The 14,711-nt window shown below is 70.0% G+C and carries 12 protein-coding genes; 7 read left to right on the plus strand and 5 right to left on the minus strand.

All coding sequences use genetic code 11. The features are described 5' to 3' along the window. The first annotated feature begins 8 nt into the window (after window positions 1–8). From FRCN3DRAFT_RS0222295 to FRCN3DRAFT_RS45690, 3 genes are all read left to right on the plus strand, one after another. Window positions 9–1,589 carry a recombinase family protein gene (locus FRCN3DRAFT_RS0222295; protein ID WP_198536018.1) on the plus strand — a complete coding sequence of 527 codons (1,581 nt, stop codon included), beginning with the start codon at window positions 9–11 and terminating at the stop codon, window positions 1,587–1,589. Window positions 1,590–1,996: 407 nt separating this feature from the next. Further along, window positions 1,997–2,395, plus strand: coding sequence for a recombinase family protein (locus tag FRCN3DRAFT_RS0222300; protein WP_007509091.1), 399 nt, complete (start codon window positions 1,997–1,999; stop codon window positions 2,393–2,395). Next, a complete protein-coding gene (locus FRCN3DRAFT_RS45690; RefSeq protein WP_007509089.1) occupies window positions 2,392–2,868 on the plus strand; it encodes a hypothetical protein in 477 nt (158 codons plus the stop codon). Before FRCN3DRAFT_RS0222300 ends, FRCN3DRAFT_RS45690 begins: the two co-directional genes overlap by 4 nt. Window positions 2,869–3,522: 654 nt before the next feature. On the opposite strand, the gene FRCN3DRAFT_RS0222310 is transcribed toward FRCN3DRAFT_RS45690, so the two are convergent. After that, window positions 3,523–4,668 carry a helix-turn-helix transcriptional regulator gene (locus FRCN3DRAFT_RS0222310; RefSeq protein ID WP_035925092.1) on the minus strand — a complete coding sequence of 382 codons (1,146 nt, stop codon included), beginning with the start codon at window positions 4,666–4,668 and terminating at the stop codon, window positions 3,523–3,525. A 370-nt stretch (window positions 4,669–5,038) separates the two neighbouring features. Here FRCN3DRAFT_RS0222310 and FRCN3DRAFT_RS0222315 point away from each other — a divergent pair, with 370 nt between their 5' ends. The 4 genes from FRCN3DRAFT_RS0222315 to FRCN3DRAFT_RS45700 all read left to right on the plus strand — a co-directional run bounded on the left by FRCN3DRAFT_RS0222315 (window position 5,039) and on the right by FRCN3DRAFT_RS45700 (window position 9,471). Further along, entirely contained in the window at window positions 5,039–5,488 is a 450-nt protein-coding gene (locus tag FRCN3DRAFT_RS0222315; RefSeq protein WP_007509086.1) for an NUDIX domain-containing protein, read from the plus strand. Between the two features lie 356 nt (window positions 5,489–5,844). Next, window positions 5,845–6,501: a hypothetical protein gene (locus FRCN3DRAFT_RS54220; RefSeq protein WP_007509084.1), complete on the plus strand. Its 657-nt coding sequence runs from the start codon at window positions 5,845–5,847 to the stop codon at window positions 6,499–6,501. A 144-nt stretch (window positions 6,502–6,645) separates the two neighbouring features. Next, window positions 6,646–7,599, plus strand: a complete 954-nt coding sequence (locus FRCN3DRAFT_RS0222325) for a hypothetical protein (protein WP_007509082.1) — start codon at window positions 6,646–6,648, stop codon at window positions 7,597–7,599. A 462-nt stretch (window positions 7,600–8,061) separates the two neighbouring features. Next, complete coding sequence (locus tag FRCN3DRAFT_RS45700) at window positions 8,062–9,471, plus strand: replication initiator (RefSeq protein WP_335341708.1); 1,410 nt, start codon at window positions 8,062–8,064, stop codon at window positions 9,469–9,471. A gap of 646 nt (window positions 9,472–10,117) precedes the next feature. On the opposite strand, the gene FRCN3DRAFT_RS0222345 is transcribed toward FRCN3DRAFT_RS45700, so the two are convergent. Genes FRCN3DRAFT_RS0222345 through FRCN3DRAFT_RS0222360 form a run of 4 tightly spaced genes read right to left on the minus strand, consistent with a single transcriptional unit; the run spans window position 10,118 to window position 14,671 of the window. Further along, complete coding sequence (locus FRCN3DRAFT_RS0222345; RefSeq protein WP_007509078.1) at window positions 10,118–11,302, minus strand: acyl-CoA dehydrogenase family protein; 1,185 nt, start codon at window positions 11,300–11,302, stop codon at window positions 10,118–10,120. Continuing rightward, on the minus strand, window positions 11,302–12,852 hold the full coding sequence (locus tag FRCN3DRAFT_RS0222350) for a class I adenylate-forming enzyme family protein (RefSeq protein WP_007509077.1): 1,551 nt from the start codon (window positions 12,850–12,852) through the stop codon (window positions 11,302–11,304). The genes FRCN3DRAFT_RS0222345 and FRCN3DRAFT_RS0222350 overlap by 1 nt, the downstream gene beginning before the upstream one ends. Beyond that, entirely contained in the window at window positions 12,849–13,646 is a 798-nt protein-coding gene (locus tag FRCN3DRAFT_RS0222355) for an enoyl-CoA hydratase/isomerase family protein (protein ID WP_007509075.1), read from the minus strand. Before FRCN3DRAFT_RS0222355 ends, FRCN3DRAFT_RS0222350 begins: the two co-directional genes overlap by 4 nt. Then, complete coding sequence (locus FRCN3DRAFT_RS0222360) at window positions 13,643–14,671, minus strand: acyl-CoA dehydrogenase family protein (protein ID WP_007509074.1); 1,029 nt, start codon at window positions 14,669–14,671, stop codon at window positions 13,643–13,645. Before FRCN3DRAFT_RS0222360 ends, FRCN3DRAFT_RS0222355 begins: the two co-directional genes overlap by 4 nt. Window positions 14,672–14,711 lie beyond the last annotated feature (40 nt).

Consider the following 14,711-nt stretch of genomic DNA (forward strand, 5'->3'; position numbering starts at 1 on the left):
TCTTACTTATGACGCTACAACGATCCGTGACCAGGACGTTTGGTGCAGGCAGCGAGAGCGGGGCGGCGCTGCGGGTGGTGATCTATGCCCGCCGGTCTGCCGCTGGCGGGACGTCGACGGCTGATCAGGTCCGGATGGGTCAGGAGGACGCTGGCCACCACGGTTGGGCTGTGGTGGCTGTGCATGCCGAGTCTGGACAGTCAGCCAGTATGTACCGCAAGGACGGTGCGCCGCGCGCGGAATGGGCAAAGGTGCTGGATCTTGTAGCGGCCGGTGCGGTGGATCTGGTGTGGGTCCGGGAGACGTCGCGGGCGGATCGTCAGATGGCGACGTGGGCGCCGTTCCTCGACGAGCTGCGCCGTGGCGGGGTGGGCCTGTATGTGCAGGCGGATCGGCGGTTGTATGACCTGTCGGTGTGGCGTGATCACAAGACGCTGCTTGAGGACGGGATCGACAACGCGGACGAGTCGGCGAAAAAGTCCAAGCGGGTCAAGGACGGTGTCGATGACAACGTCCGCTCGGGCAAGCCGACGGGTGCCGCGCCGCTGGGGTATCGCAACGTCTATGACCCGCGCACCCGCAAGCTGACAGCGCGGGAGGTCGATCCGGCGTGGTCGGCGGTGGCGTCGGAGATGTTCGATCGGGTCGGGCGGGGTGACTCGTTGGCGAGCGTGGCCCGGTGGCTGAATGGCAAGGGCGCGCCGGTGCCTCGGGCGGGGAAGCGCTGGGATGAGCGCATCGTCCGTACCGCGTGCGAGAACCGCGCCTACCTCGCGGAACGGGTCCACACCTTCTTCGGTGACGAGATGCCCACGACGGTGCCGCAGGGCTGGCGTGCGCTGGTGAGTCGGGCGCAGTGGACGGCGGCCCAGAACGCTCTCCAAAAGATCGCCACGGTGCACGCGGTCCGGGGCCGCGCTCCGGGTGCCTATTCCAACCTGATGTCGTTCACCGCGACGTGTGGTCTGTGCGGTGCGCCGGTCGCGGTGGGCAACGCACGTGGGGTGCGGGTGTACGTGTGCTCGTCGGGTAGTCGCCACGCGGTGGTCAACCAGCAAGACACGGACGACTACGTGATGCGTCTGGTGGTGGCGCGGATGGCGCGCCCGGACCTGTTCGCCAGCCTGACGGCTGCTGACAACGACGTGATCCGTAAGGCGGAAGCCGAGGTGGAGGGGATCGAAGCGGAGCTAGCCGAGCTCGGCGCGGAGGTGAAGAACCGTTCCGGCCGTGCCCGGTTGGCCGCGCTCGACGCGATCGACGATTTGGAGATCAAACTCGGCGCGGCGCGGGAGCGGTTGGAAAAGCTCGCGGTGCCTGCCAGTCTGCGGGAACTCGCCCATGGTGCACGGGAGGACGAGAACGCGGTACGGGCGAACTGGGAGGGCATGACAATGGCGGCGCGTCGGGACGCGGTCCGGTCGTTGCTCGCCTATTTCCGGGTCCTGCCCGCCCCGGTCGTCGGGGTCAGTCCTCGGACGGGTAAGCCGATGAAGGCACGTGGAATCCGTGGGGCTCTCGATCCACGCCGCGTCGAACACGACTGGCGGGACTTCACCCAACCTGCGGCGCAGATCAGTGCAGCCTGACCAGCGCAGAGCCTGCGCGGTGGCCGGCTGGTCGTCGTGGGTGTAGTCCTGGTGGGCGTCGCGCTCGGCGGGCTGGTCCTGGTGGGCGTTGCTCTCGGGTCGCGGCCCGGCCGTGTCTGCCGGATGGCTGGGGCTAATCTCTGAACTCCGATGATCGTTTAGCCCGGTATGAGAATGTAGCCCTAAGATTGATGTTGTCTACGGCGATTCCAGGGGCCTTTACGGCCAATTCTTCTGATCTTGCCGTGAATGGCTCCGACCGGGATTCTCGGATTCGGCTGCATTTACCGGCACGGCGGTTTACAATGGTAAGCAGAACGACAACTCAATAAGGCGGCCCGGGACGGTGCGCTAACACCAATCCCGGGCCTTGATCCCAAACCTTGAGCTAGCAAGGAGTGGAACCCATGGCCATCATGGCAGATGGGGTGCGGGCTGTTGCCTTCACCCGTCACGGAGTTGGGGCGGATCGGCTCGCAGACCAGCGGCGGGCGTTTCGGGCGGCGTGCGCGGAGCGTGGCTGGGTCGCGGGTGGTGAGGTCTGCCAGATCGGTACCGGTGGCGGCCGTGGCCGTGCGTGGGCGACGGTGCGGCGGCTGGTCCGGATGCGTCGGTATGACGTGGTCGTGGTCGACGCGTTGGACACCATCGGCGCAAACGAGCGGGAGATTGCCCGGGAGCTGGTTCTCCTGCGCCACGCGGGGGTGCGGCTGCTGATCGCGTCGACCGGTTGGGACACGGTCGAGCCGCTGGTCTCGGACCTGATCGTGGGTGCCCTCGGCTCGGCGGCGGGGGTGGCGGCGTGAACGGCTGGCCGCTGGTGCGGGCCCTGACGCTGCCAGACAGCGGATATGGCCTGGAAGTACAGGTAGGCGCGACTCCAGCCGAGATCGGCACCGTCGCGGCGGGGCTCCCCCCGGCGTCGTTCGTCGATCACATGCCCGCACGGCACGCGGGAGTGGTGCTGCTATTCCGCCGGTTCCCGGACGGTGTACCCGACCCGGCGGCATCGTCCAGCGGGCCCGGCGGTGGGCAGGAAGCCGTGACGATCCCTGGCGGCTGGGTACCGGACGTCGCGGCGGTGCCAGACCGTGGCCTGACCCCGTACCAGGTCGCGGCCTACGAACTGATCTCGGCGGCGGCGGACTCGGCGATCGGGGCCCGTGTCTTCGACCTGGTCAGGCGGGAGGCTCCGGAAACGGTCGTCGCACTGGCGGGCCTGCTGCGAGACGGGACACGGGGCCGGTGCGGCTGCCGGTCGGATCGGCACGGCTCGTAGTCCAGGTGGACGGCGGCGGCCGACGATCCTGCACAGGGTTGCCGGCCGTCGCCGTTCCGGGGCCTCGGGGCTCTGCCCCGTCATACCCCTGGCTGAGCGGGGCTTCTCCGGTGGGCAGGCAAGCTCTGCTTTGCTACAGGGTTCTCGGCCGTGCAAGATCCGCCCGTCGTTGCCTGCGCTCATCGTGTCGGGTGGCGGTCTTGCGCGGTCGGGGTTCCTGTGGCAACCCTCTGGGTGCCTGCTCACCGGAGGAGACACGCGGACTCCCGCCCTGCCCTGTCCCCTCTCCGGAGGCGGCCGGGGGTTCGGGGGCTGGCCCCCGAGCACTAAACCGGACTCGCCCGGCTCACTGTCATGCCTGCGGTATCGCGCTGCCTACTGACGGATTCCGCGGTGGCCTTCACCGTCCTGGTGGTGGGGTGCGACGGGCCGACGCTCCGACGCTCCGGGTGGGTGGCAGACCCGACACGCCCGGGGTGCCGAGCGAAGCGAGGCGGGGCCCCGGGGCGTGGCGGGGCTGACGGGCCCCACCCGGAGCGGCGCGTGCGGCGCGCACGGCGCACCCCACCACGGCGGCCGAAGGCCGCCCTTGAAGATGTACAGAAAGTCTGCGACGGCGATCATCGACCTGCGCGCCGAAGGGCGTCCGTGGGGTCATCCGCGCTGTGGATCGCGCCTGCCTGCTGCTCGCTCAACCTCCGTGACCAGTAGGCGCAGGGTCAACGAGTGCTTGTCCGGAGGTAGACGGTCCATGGCGGCGTGTGCGTACTGGGTGCCGCCGTCGCGGTCACCGGCCCGCGCGAGCATCAGCCCACGGTGCAGCTCAAGATGAGTCGCGAATCGTGGAAGCGACGATGGAAGCAGGCTACGGGCGGTGTCCTGCGCTTCCACTGCGTCGCGCTCGTCGCCGAGTCGGGCGTGTAGGAGGCTGGTGAACACGTTCATGCGCCACTCAGGAACGGCGTAGTCGGACGTCTGTTCCTCAGAGCCTGCGGCGTCGAAAATGCGTCGGCCTTCGGTGAGCAGGTCAAGCGCGGTGGTCCGGTCGCCTCGGATCGCTGCTACGTGGGCGAGGCCCATGACGGCGTTCAGTCGGCCGAGTGACGGCCTGTCAGAGATCTCGAATGCCTGGCGGGCGAAGGACTCCGCGATGCCGAGCGAGGCTCCTTCGTAGCCAAGGGCGATCGCTGCCCGCCCGCGTACCCAGACTCGGGTCTGGTCGTCTTGGGATCGGTCTGCGGCGGTGGCGGCTGTCCGGTACCAATCCACGGCCTTGGACCCGTCAGCCCCGGGGAAGGTCTTCCCGAAGAGGGTGGCGAGCTTGGCGGATACGCCCCAAAGCTCCGGTCGATCTAGTTGCTGTTGGAGAACGAGCAGGTCAATGGCCAGGCGCCGTTGGATCTCGGCCGCGCCAAGGGCCATGTAGTCGGCGCCGTACGTGGCGAGCTTTTCGTGCCACTCGTCGACGTCTGGGCCGTGGCCCTGGAGTCTGGCACTGAACCCAGCGTGAATGAGGTCGCTCGCGACGAGTGGGGCGATCGACGTGGCGGCGAGATCGGTCAGAAACCTGCGGCGGTCCAACTTTTCATTCTCCAAGACTTGGAGCGGCACCTGGAGGACGGCGGCGAGGTGCCGGAGCCAGTACGGGTCAGGGCAGGTGATCTTTCCCGTCTCCCAGCGGGACACCGTCTCGCGGGTGACTGTCGTGCGGCCGGCTACCCGGCAAAGCTCGTCAGCTAGCCGGCCCTGGGACCAGCCTCGCGCCGAGCGCAGTTCTCGCACAAGTTCTCCGACTGCCACATGACCATCATGCCCCTAGTGCTGCCACTACCCGCGACAGTGCGCCACCGGCAGGCTACGTCTAGGCCCTCGGGCCGGCAGCACGGATGCCGGCCCGAGGTGCCACAGAAGCAGTCGGTTATCTGGGACGGAGGACGAGCGGGCACGCATCCGAATGACCGCACGGGACGTGCCGGGCGGCTGGTCGGGCGGCCAGGGTCGGCCCCGGTACTACAGCGCCACAGGCTACGGCTCTCACTTCGGCCTGCGGGTGCAATCCTCCGGCCGATCGCCTGATGCCGGCGCGGCGGGCCGGCGGGCGATACAGCACGGGATCCGGCATCATCGTCGACGCGGACAAGCCCAGAAGCCGGAACCGGAGGAAAGCGCGATGAAGAAAGTGCTGGAGGTAGCGTGGAAGGCAATTCGTGGCCCGGCGCAGTGGTGGGTACTGTGGGCGGCGCACTCTAAATTCATGATCGGCGTCACTGGGGTTGTGACGAACAGCGACGGTCACGTGCTCCTTTTGCGCCACCGGCTATGGCCGGAACGCCGACAGTGGGGCCTGCCGACGGGATACGCGAAAGCGTCGGAGCGATTCGAGGACACGATCGTTCGCGAGGTTCGCGAGGAAACAGGGCTCAATGTGGAGGTCGCCGAACTGGTGCACCTGAAAAGCGGCTACAGACTACGGGTCGAGGTCGCCTACGCGGCCACTTTCATCGGCGGCAAGCTCAAAATCAACCCTTCGGAGATCCTGGAGGCAAGATGGTTCCCGCCGGACCAACTACCGGAAGGGACACACGACTCTCATCGGCTCCTGATCCAGACGGCGCGCTGATCTGGCGGTCGCAACACGAGCCGCTCGCACCGAACGAGCATCTGGGCGGCCGGCTGGCAGATCGGGCTGACGCTAGTCTGCTGCTCGCTGCCGCACGAGCAACCGCCGCGCTGGACCGTGCCCACCCCGCCCACCCGGACCTGACGTTTCTATCGCTCTACGCTGTGGTCGGGGCATGGGACCAGCAGGCTCGGGAGATCTTCCGCGTCGGGACGGCGTTAGCAATGGCCCGCTGCGGACAGCTCGGGTTACACAGGATGCTTCCGCCAGATCGCGTATGGGTGGGCATCCGTTCAGAATCGGCGGAGAGGTATGGCGGGTTCCACCATGGGGGCCAAGGATACCGGCACCTCCAGATGGGCGCGGTGGTCACCCAGCACGGCTATCTACACCCGTCGCAGCCAGGCACGCCGCCTACTCTGGTAGCGCTGGATCTGCTGCGGTCGTACACACACGATTCTCTGCACTACGGAACATTCCGCGAGTATGTCATCTACGAAGCTGAGGTGTTCCGCACCCGGTACGGGATCAACCGCCGGGATCCTGGCGGGCTCTCATTCTCCGCTGTAGACCCTCCGGACGCCGAATCTACGCGGAACCTTGGCGTGGTAATGGAGGGAGCGACGGATCGGGAGGCCCGGACGGTCGCTCGCCATACGGCGGTCGCTCTCGGCCTGTCGGCGCCAGCGGACGCGTCAAACCGCGTCATGTTCCACGACACCACAGGCCAACTCACCGGCGCCGAACGCGCCAAGCTCGCCTCATGCTTGTACTCCGCCGAGACCTACGGCTGCGGCATCGACCGCTACCTTGCCGCTCTGGCCGCCTACAACCGCGAGGTAGACACCCGCTACACGGCGTTCCTCGCTGAAATCGGCGGCAGGGAGGCCGAAGACCTTCACGTGCTGATCGTGGCCGCGATGGTCACCGGGGATCTCGGCGAACTGACGCGATGGCTGGACCAGCGCCACGGCGCAGACGCCTTCGACCGCATCTTTCGCCGATCCGGCTAACTCGATCGGCGGCGCCATAGCCGGCGGGGTCACGCCAGCGGACCCGAACTTACTGACAGAGACGAAAAGTGCCGCTGCGGCACGGAACATCGTTCAGACTGGAGGAGCAATGCGCACGTCCGGCCGCATCGGACAGGAGCGAGCATGCATCGACCACACCGGCGTACCCTGCTGCGCGCGGGTCTCGCCCTTCCGGTGGCAGCGATGACGGCTGGTGCTGCCGACGCTGCCGGCGCTGGTAGCGCTACCGAAATCCGCGAGAGCATAGACAACGGGGTGGCGACGCATAACGCCCGCTGGGAGGTTACGCCGCTGGCGACCGTGTTGGACGACTGCCATCACTGGTCCTACCTCTGCGGTCAGGTCGGGACGTCCGGCGATGCCGACTGGGAGGCTACAGCCGCTCACGTCGCACTGCTCGATGCCCGAGCGCACCTCGATAGTGGCCTCCCGGATAGGGCGCTGGAACTGGCGCAACGGGCAAGGATGCTTGCCCGGGGGCATGGGGATCTGTACACCGAGCTGCGTGCGGATCTGGTCGCGGCAGGAGTGTGGGACGCTACCCGGCCCGAGAGTTACGGCGTGCCTGACGCAATCCTGGCCAAGGTGCGTACGCGCGGCCGTGTTACGTGGCTGGCGGCGACTGCCGCTGTCCTCGGGGCGAATCTGAGCGCCCGGCGTGGCGATGTCGACGCAACGGTGCTGCTGGTCAAGGGTGCCGAACGGCTTGCGGGGCAACTGGGCGCCTCGTCGCCGGGTGACTATAACCGCGCCCATGTCGCCGCGTTCAGTGCAAACGCGCTGGTTCGGGCTGGCCTGGGGAAGGCGGCTCGCCCACGGCTGAGCCTCGCGGCCTATCTGGCCGAGGATCAGGGTCCCGGGCTGCGCTCGGCGGTTGCCCTCTACGAATCGCGGGCGGCGTTGGACGGCGGCGATCGGGCGGAAGCGGCCAGCCACGCGAGGCGCGCGCTCGATATCTCCGCCGGTCGGCCGGCGTCGTGGCTTGCTCGGTCGGTGATCGAGCAGGCGCGGCAGGCTGGCGATGGGTATGGCTGGGACATGCTCGCCAACCGGGCGGGCTCCTGGCAGATGGCCTAGGGCCGACGGGTCATAGCCGTGGGGCTGACCCTGCGCTAGGCGGCATATAGGTACGGGGGCATGGGCTTGGGGCCTGTGCCCTCGTTTTCTTGTGTTTGGCTTGTTTGGGGTGTGGCTGGCTGGGTACGGTGGGGTCAGGTCATCGGGTAGACCCTTTAGAGCCCGTTAGGGCTAGGTCAAGATTCCCAGACCTGGATTAAGTACGGGTGCCGCCACACGGAAAGCTGGCCATGAGGACGACGGCCCGGGCTTCGGTGTCACCACCTACGCGCTTGGTGTGACCTCCGCGAGCAACAGCGGTAGGTATCCCGGGCGCACCCCACCTGCGGGTGGGGCGGCCTGCGGGCCTCGACTCCATCTTCGCGTTGCCTTCACCCCGGTCTGCCGCGCTGTGCGGCGTTGGTGGTGGGTGTGACGTGAGGTGTGGTCGGGCCTGCTTCCCGGGGTGGGGGCGCGGTCCCGATGACCGAGGCATCTTCGTCAACGACACCAGCAACCGAGGGCTGTAGCCGGCCTGTGCGGCTCTCCGGACGGTCGGATCAGGTGGACCTGGCGACCGGTGAGATCCGGCGGGCGTCGGCCCCGCCGACGGTGCATGTGCGGTGTAACAACCGGCGGGCGTCGGCCTGTCCGGACTGCTCGAAGCTGTATCAGCGCGATGCGCGGCGCATCGTGGTGCGCGGCCTGGACACCGGCCCCGACGGCGCGGCTGCGGTGGCGGGTGGGCCTGCCTGGTTCGTGACCCTCACCGCCCCCAGCTTCGGGCCGGTGCACTCCCGGCGGGCCAGCAAGGGCGCGGACAGCCGAGTGTGTCGGCAGCGTCGTGGAACCTGCGAACACGGCCGTGCCCTGTCCTGCCATCTGCGCCACGATGCGGATGACCGGCGTCTTGGTGAGCCGCTGTGTCCGCGCTGCTTCGACTACAGCCGCGCCGTGGTGTGGAACGCGATGGTGCCCGCGCTGTGGAAGGCCACCCGGGACCGGTTGGAATCCGCGGTGGCCTCGGCGGTCGGGCTGACGGTCACGGGGCTGCGCCGGGTGGTGCGGGTGTCGTTCGTGAAGGTCGCGGAGATGCAACGGCGGGGCCTGGTGCATCTGCACGTGGTGGTCCGGGTCGATGGCCGTGACCCGTCCGGCGAACCGACCACCCCGCCCGAGTGGGCGTACGGGGATCTGATCGCGGACTGCCTACGGGCGGTCGTTGACTCCGTGGCGGTGGCTGCTCCCGACCCTGCGGCCGTGGCGCTGTTCGACAGCTCGGGGGCGCTGCCGTCGGCGGCGTCGGTCGGCGGGTGGGCGGTGCGCTGGGGTGGGCAGGTCGACATCCGCCGGATCCGGCTGGGCTCGGACGTGGACGCGGTCAAGGTCGGTAACTACCTGGCGAAGTATCTGACCAAGTCGGTGACCGACTCCGGGGCGCTCGACGGGCCGGTGCGGTCGCTGCGTCACCTTGCCCGGCTCGGCCTGCGCGGACACACAAAGCGGCTGGTCGAGACGTGCTGGCGCCTCGGCACCGACCGGGCGTTCGCGGAAGCGTTGGATGCGGCGGCGGGCCGTCCGGCGGGCCGAGTGTCGGGGCTGATCCGCTGGTCGCACTCGTTCGGTTTCGGTGGCCACTGGCTCACCAAATCGCGGAAGTACTCCACCACGTTCCGGCAGTTGCGCGGGATGCGGCGGCGCTGGTCGCGGCTACTCGCGGCGGCGCTGTCCGGCCGTCCGCTGGGCCTGGACGACGACGGCTCGCCGGTCGTGCTCGACGAATTCGGCCGACCCGACGGCGACCCCCAAACGGAGATCATCGGACAGTGGCGCTACGCCGGACGTGGCCGTGACCCTGCCATGGCGCAGAACTCGCGCGGGGTGGGGTCGTGACGCGGCGGCGCGGGAGTGGGCCGGTGGCTGGACAGGTCGCGCTGTCCTTCGACGACCGGGCTGACGTGCCCGGAGCGGCAGACGTGACCGGAGCGGTAGATGTCGTTACGGTGTGTAGTGAAGTTCACACCTTCTACTCGGCGTCCGCCTCGTCCTCAACCAGAGCGGGGGACTGGGCGGGCGCCGAGGAAGCTGCGCCTCCCGTGGGGGTGGGGGGGTGGGCCCCGTCCCGTCCAGCGGCGTCGCATAGACGATCACGCGTTACCGGCGGGACGGCGGGCGCGGCTCGTAGTGCACGCACTGACGATCCTGCTCCGCTATCGGATCATGACCGCGTCGCGGCCATCCTGGCGGCGCAGGAAGAGGCCATCCGACGAGCGGTGGAATCGGCACCGCCGGTGCCCGTCGAGGTCGCCAGTCACCTGCGCACGCTGTTCGGCCATGTGCACATAGCCGGCGAAACTCCGTAACGCGCACCACGCTGCCCGCCGGGGATACGGTCCATCCCGGCATAGGACAACTCTTGTGAGTGCTGAGACACACATCTCGATAGGCCTGCTCATCCGCCACAATCCGTACCCGCTTCAGCGGCGCGGCGGGGCGCCAGGGCGGCGCCGAGGCAGAAGCGGGCGTCGAACCCCCGGGCTCAGGCGCTCCTCGGCATGCCCAGGATGCGCTCGGCCACGAGGTTGCGCTGAATCTGCGACGTGCCGGCGGCGATCGTGTATTGCAGCGACCACAGGTAGTCGCGCGCGGCCTCCCGCGCCCGGCCGGCGGCGCCGCCCAGCACGGGCCGGCCGAGGATCCGGACCGTCAACTCGGTGATCTCCTGGGCCAGCTCGGAGAACCGCAGCTTCACCGCGGAGCCGGTCGGGGCGGGCAGGCCGGTCCGTTCGGCCTCGGCAATGCCCAGCTGGGTCAGCCGCCACAGCGCGTCGACGCTCGCCGAGAGCCTGCCGACCTGCTTGCGCAGCGCCGAGTCGTCCCACGCCGTCTGCCCGCCGGGGCCGGTCGGGGTCGCCATCGCGATCTCGAGGAGCGCCCGGACCTGCGAGCGCAGCGTGATGATGTGCTGGGCGAACGCGGTGCCGCGCTCGAAACGCAGCGTCACGTTCGTGACCCGCCAGCCGTCGTTCTCCTCGCCGACCCGGTTCGTGACAGGAGCGCGGGCGCCGTCGAGGAAGACCTCGCAGAAGTGGCTCTCCCCGTCGATCGTGCGCATCGGGCGGACCTCGACGCCGGGCTGGTGCATGTCCAGGATCAGCCAGCTGATCCCGCGGTGCTTGCGCGCCTCGGGGTCGGTACGGACCAGCAGCTCGCAGTAGTCCGCGACGTGCGCGCGGGTGCTCCAGATCTTCTGGCCGTGGATGACGTACTCATCGCCGTCCCGGACCGCCCGGGTCCGCAGCGACGCCAGGTCCGAACCGGCGTCCGGCTCGGAGAAACCCTGGCACCAGACGTCGTCGCCGCGCAGGATCCGCGGCAGGTGGAACGCCCGCTGCGCCTCGGTCCCCTCCGCGATCAGCGTCGGGCCGGCGTGCATCATGCCGACGAAGTTCACGGAGATGTACGGCGCGTTCGCCGCCGCATACTCCTCCAGGTAGACCAGCTGCTGGCTGACCGCCACGCCGCGGCCGCCGAACGCCTTCGGCCAGTGCAGGCCCGCGTAGCCCGCGTCGTACAGCCTGCGCTGCCACGCCGTGTCGTAGGCACGCCGCGCCGGCCAGTCGCCGGGCGGTGGGGGCGCGCCGTGGGCCGGCACCTCCCTGGCCAGCCACGTCCGCAGCTCGGCGCGGAAGCGCTCGTCCTCCTCGCTGTAGGTGAGGTCCATCAGCGCTCACGCTCCCACTCCTGGTCCTGGCCCTGATCCTGATCCCGGTTCGGTGTGGCGAGCAGTTCCTTGATCGCGCCAAGATCGGCCTTGCCCGACGGGGTGCGCGGCAGCGCGTCGACGACGCGGATCTCGGTCGGCAGCTCGTAGGCCGCGAGAACCCGGGCAGCGTCGGTCCGCAGCGCCTGGGCCACCTCCTTCGCCTCGAGCGCGCCGACGGCCGTTCGCAGTTCGACGGCGGCGACAGGAACGGCGCCCAGCCGTGGGTCGGGACGGCCGACGACCGCGGCGGCGCGGACCCGCGGGTCCCGCTCCAGCGCGACCCGAACGTCGTCCGGAATGATCTTGAAGCCGCCGCGGATGATCGCCTGGTCGGCCCGGCCGAGGATCCACAGGAACCCGTCGGCATCCAGGCGGGCGAGGTCGGTGGTGTGGACCCAGCCCGCGCCGTCACCGAACTGGTGCGCGCGGACCTCCAGCAGGCCCTCGGTGTCGGGCGGCAGCGGCTCGAGGCTCTCCGCGTCGACGACGCGCAGCTCGCAGCCCGCGTGCGCCCGCCCGACGCTGCCACGCTTGGCCGCCCAGTACTTCTGGTGGTCGGCCAGGTTCCAGCCCGCCACGCCGCCGCCGAACTCGGTGGCCGCGTACGAGACGAGCACCGGCACGCCGTACTTCGCCTCGAACGCGTCCGCGTCGTCCGGGGACAGCGGGGCGGTGCCGGAGATCACCGAGCGGACACTCGCGAAGACCGCCGGGTCGAGGTCGGCCTCCAGCACCATCCGCAGTGCCGCCGGCACGAGGCTGACCGTGCGTGGCCGGTGCCTGCGCACCGCGTCCGCCCACGGGTCGAGCGCGAACCGCTCCAGCAGACACAGCGCCCGACCGTCGTAGAGGCACTGCAGGACCCGGAACAGGCCACCCATGTGCACCAGCGGCGCGTTCACGATCGCGACGCCGGAACGCAGCCGAGGAGTGTCGTCCTGGTTCGACTCGTAGTGCTTGGCGCCGACGAGCCCGCGCAGGAGCATCTCGTAGCCGAGCGGGATGCGCTTCGGCGGGCCCGTGGTCCCGCTGGTCAGCATCTCGACGGCGACCTCCGGCCGCGGCGCGCCCAGGTCGTCGGGAAGCGCCCCCGAGGCGGCGACCGGCCCGCCGAGATCCGTGGCGGTGAGCACCCGGAGTCCCAGCTCCGGGTCGACGAACATCGCGATGTCGTCCGGCGTGCCGGCGAGTATCGGCAGGCCGAGGCCGGCGAGATCGGCGCGGACCCGGTCGACGCCACGGCTCGGGTTGATGGTGACGACGCAGGCCCCGGCGCGCAGAAGGCCGACGAGGATGCCGACGTGCGCCGGCCGGTTGCGCAGGAGCACCCCGACCCGAGTGCCCGGCGTGGGCACGTGGGCCGCGACCGCGTCGGCGGTCACCGCGAGCTGGCCCCAGGTGCGCCACTCGCCGTGGAACTCCAGGAACGGGGCGGACGGGTCCAGGACGAGGGTGTCGGCGATGCGGCCGGACAGCGCGGGGCGCCCGACCTCCTCGACGCTCGTCATCGCAGCCTCGGCTGGCGCTTCGGCCGCGGGTTGGCCCTGACCTCGGCCATGCCGATCGGGTTGCCCAGACGGGTGTAGATCAATCCCTGCTCCATGGCGGCGCGGTATGGACGGTCCAGTGACTCCCAGATGGCGCGGACCGTGCCCTGGGTGGCCGACGACGGCTTCTCGGCGATCCCGGCGGCGATCTCGTGCGCCCGTTCCCACAGCCGGTCACGCTCGACGACCTCGGTCACGAGCCCGATGCGCAGCGCGGTGGCGGCGGTGACCCGCTCGTCGTTGCCCGACAGCGCGATCCGCAGGGTCTCGCCGAGCCCGATCCTGCGCATCAGGCCGATCGGCTCCAGCGCCAGCACCATCCCCTGGCTCACGTGCGAGTCGAAGAAGGTGGCGTCCTCGGAGCAGATCACGATGTCCGACTCGTTCAGGAAGTAGAAGGCCCCGGCCGTGCAGATGCCCTGCACGGCGCACACGACCGGCTTCCAGACCTTCTGCCACTTGGGCGAGAGCAGCTCGCCGGGGTCCTCGTGGTTCCAGACGTCGTCCGGCTGGCCGTAGCTCTTCTTGATGTCCAGGCCCGCGCTGAACGCCCGGTCGCCGGCGGCGCGCAGCACGACCGCGTTGACCGCCGGGTCGTCCTTGACCCGCTTCCAGACGTCGCGGATCTCCTCGCACATCCGGCGGTCGAAGGCGTTCAGCGCCTCGGGCCGGTTGAGCGTGATCGTGGCGACCTTGTCGGGGGTCACCTCGTACTTGACCGTGCCGTACGAGGGTGGCCGCGTCGCCTCCGTCACCCGTTCACCGCCTTCGTCGTCCCGCCCGCCTCGGCCGCGAGGGTGTCGGCCAGGGCGAGCGCGTGGCTGTCGGCGGGGCCGAAGCCCTGTTCCAGCACCCAGGCCCGCTTGAGGAAGTAGTGCGGAAGCATCTCCCAGGTGAAGCCCATGCCGCCGAGCACCTGGATGGCGGCGCGGCCGTTGCCGATGCCCGCCTCGCCGGCCAGCAGCTTCGCGGCGCTCGCGGCCCGGACGGCGTCCCCGGCGCGTGGGTCGTCGATCATGGCGGCGGCGGCGTAGGTGGCGCTGCGGGCGAGCGCGACCCGCACGTACATGTCGGTGAGCAGGTGTTTCACGGCCTGGAACGAGCCGATGGGCACGCCGAACTGCCTGCGCCCGGCCGCGTAGCTCGTCGCCGTGTCCAGCGCGCCCTGCGCGACCCCGGTCAGCAGCGCGGCGGACAGGGTCGTGCCGAGCAGCCGCAGCCGAGCAGCCTCCCGCGCGCCGCCGATCGCGGTGCCGGCGGGCAGCGTCTCGAACACCGCCGTGGGCGTCAGCGGGTCGAACGGCTCACCGGCGACGGAGACCGGCAGGTCGGCCGTCTCCAGCCGCTCGACGCGGTCCGGGTACAGCGCGATCAGCACGTCGCTCTCCCCCGCGTGCTCAACGGCGACCGGACCGGCGGGCAGGCCGGGCTCGACGCGCACCCCGGCGACCCGGACGTCCCCGTCGCCGGCGCCCGGGACGAGCGGGGCGCCGATCGTCGACCAGAGCAGCGGGCCGACGCACAGGTGCCGGCCGAGCTCCTCGAAGGCGATGGCGACCTCGGCCGCGCCACCGGGCGCTTCGCCACCGGGCGCCGCGCCGTCGGCCGCGTCCGGGACCAGCATGCCGAGCACGCCGATTCCCGCGAGCTCCGACCACGCCCCGGCATCCGCCGGCTTGCCCTCGCGGGACGCGGCCGCCGCCACGTCGGAATGACCCTTGCAGAACGACACGACGGTGTCGCGCAGGGCAAGCTGCTCGTCGCTGAGACGGAAGTCCATGCAGTGACGCTTCCCTCTGCCTCGTCATGGCCGGCCGCGC

The organism is Pseudofrankia saprophytica (assembly GCF_000235425.2).
GTDB lineage: Bacteria > Actinomycetota > Actinomycetes > Frankiales > Frankiaceae > Pseudofrankia > Pseudofrankia saprophytica.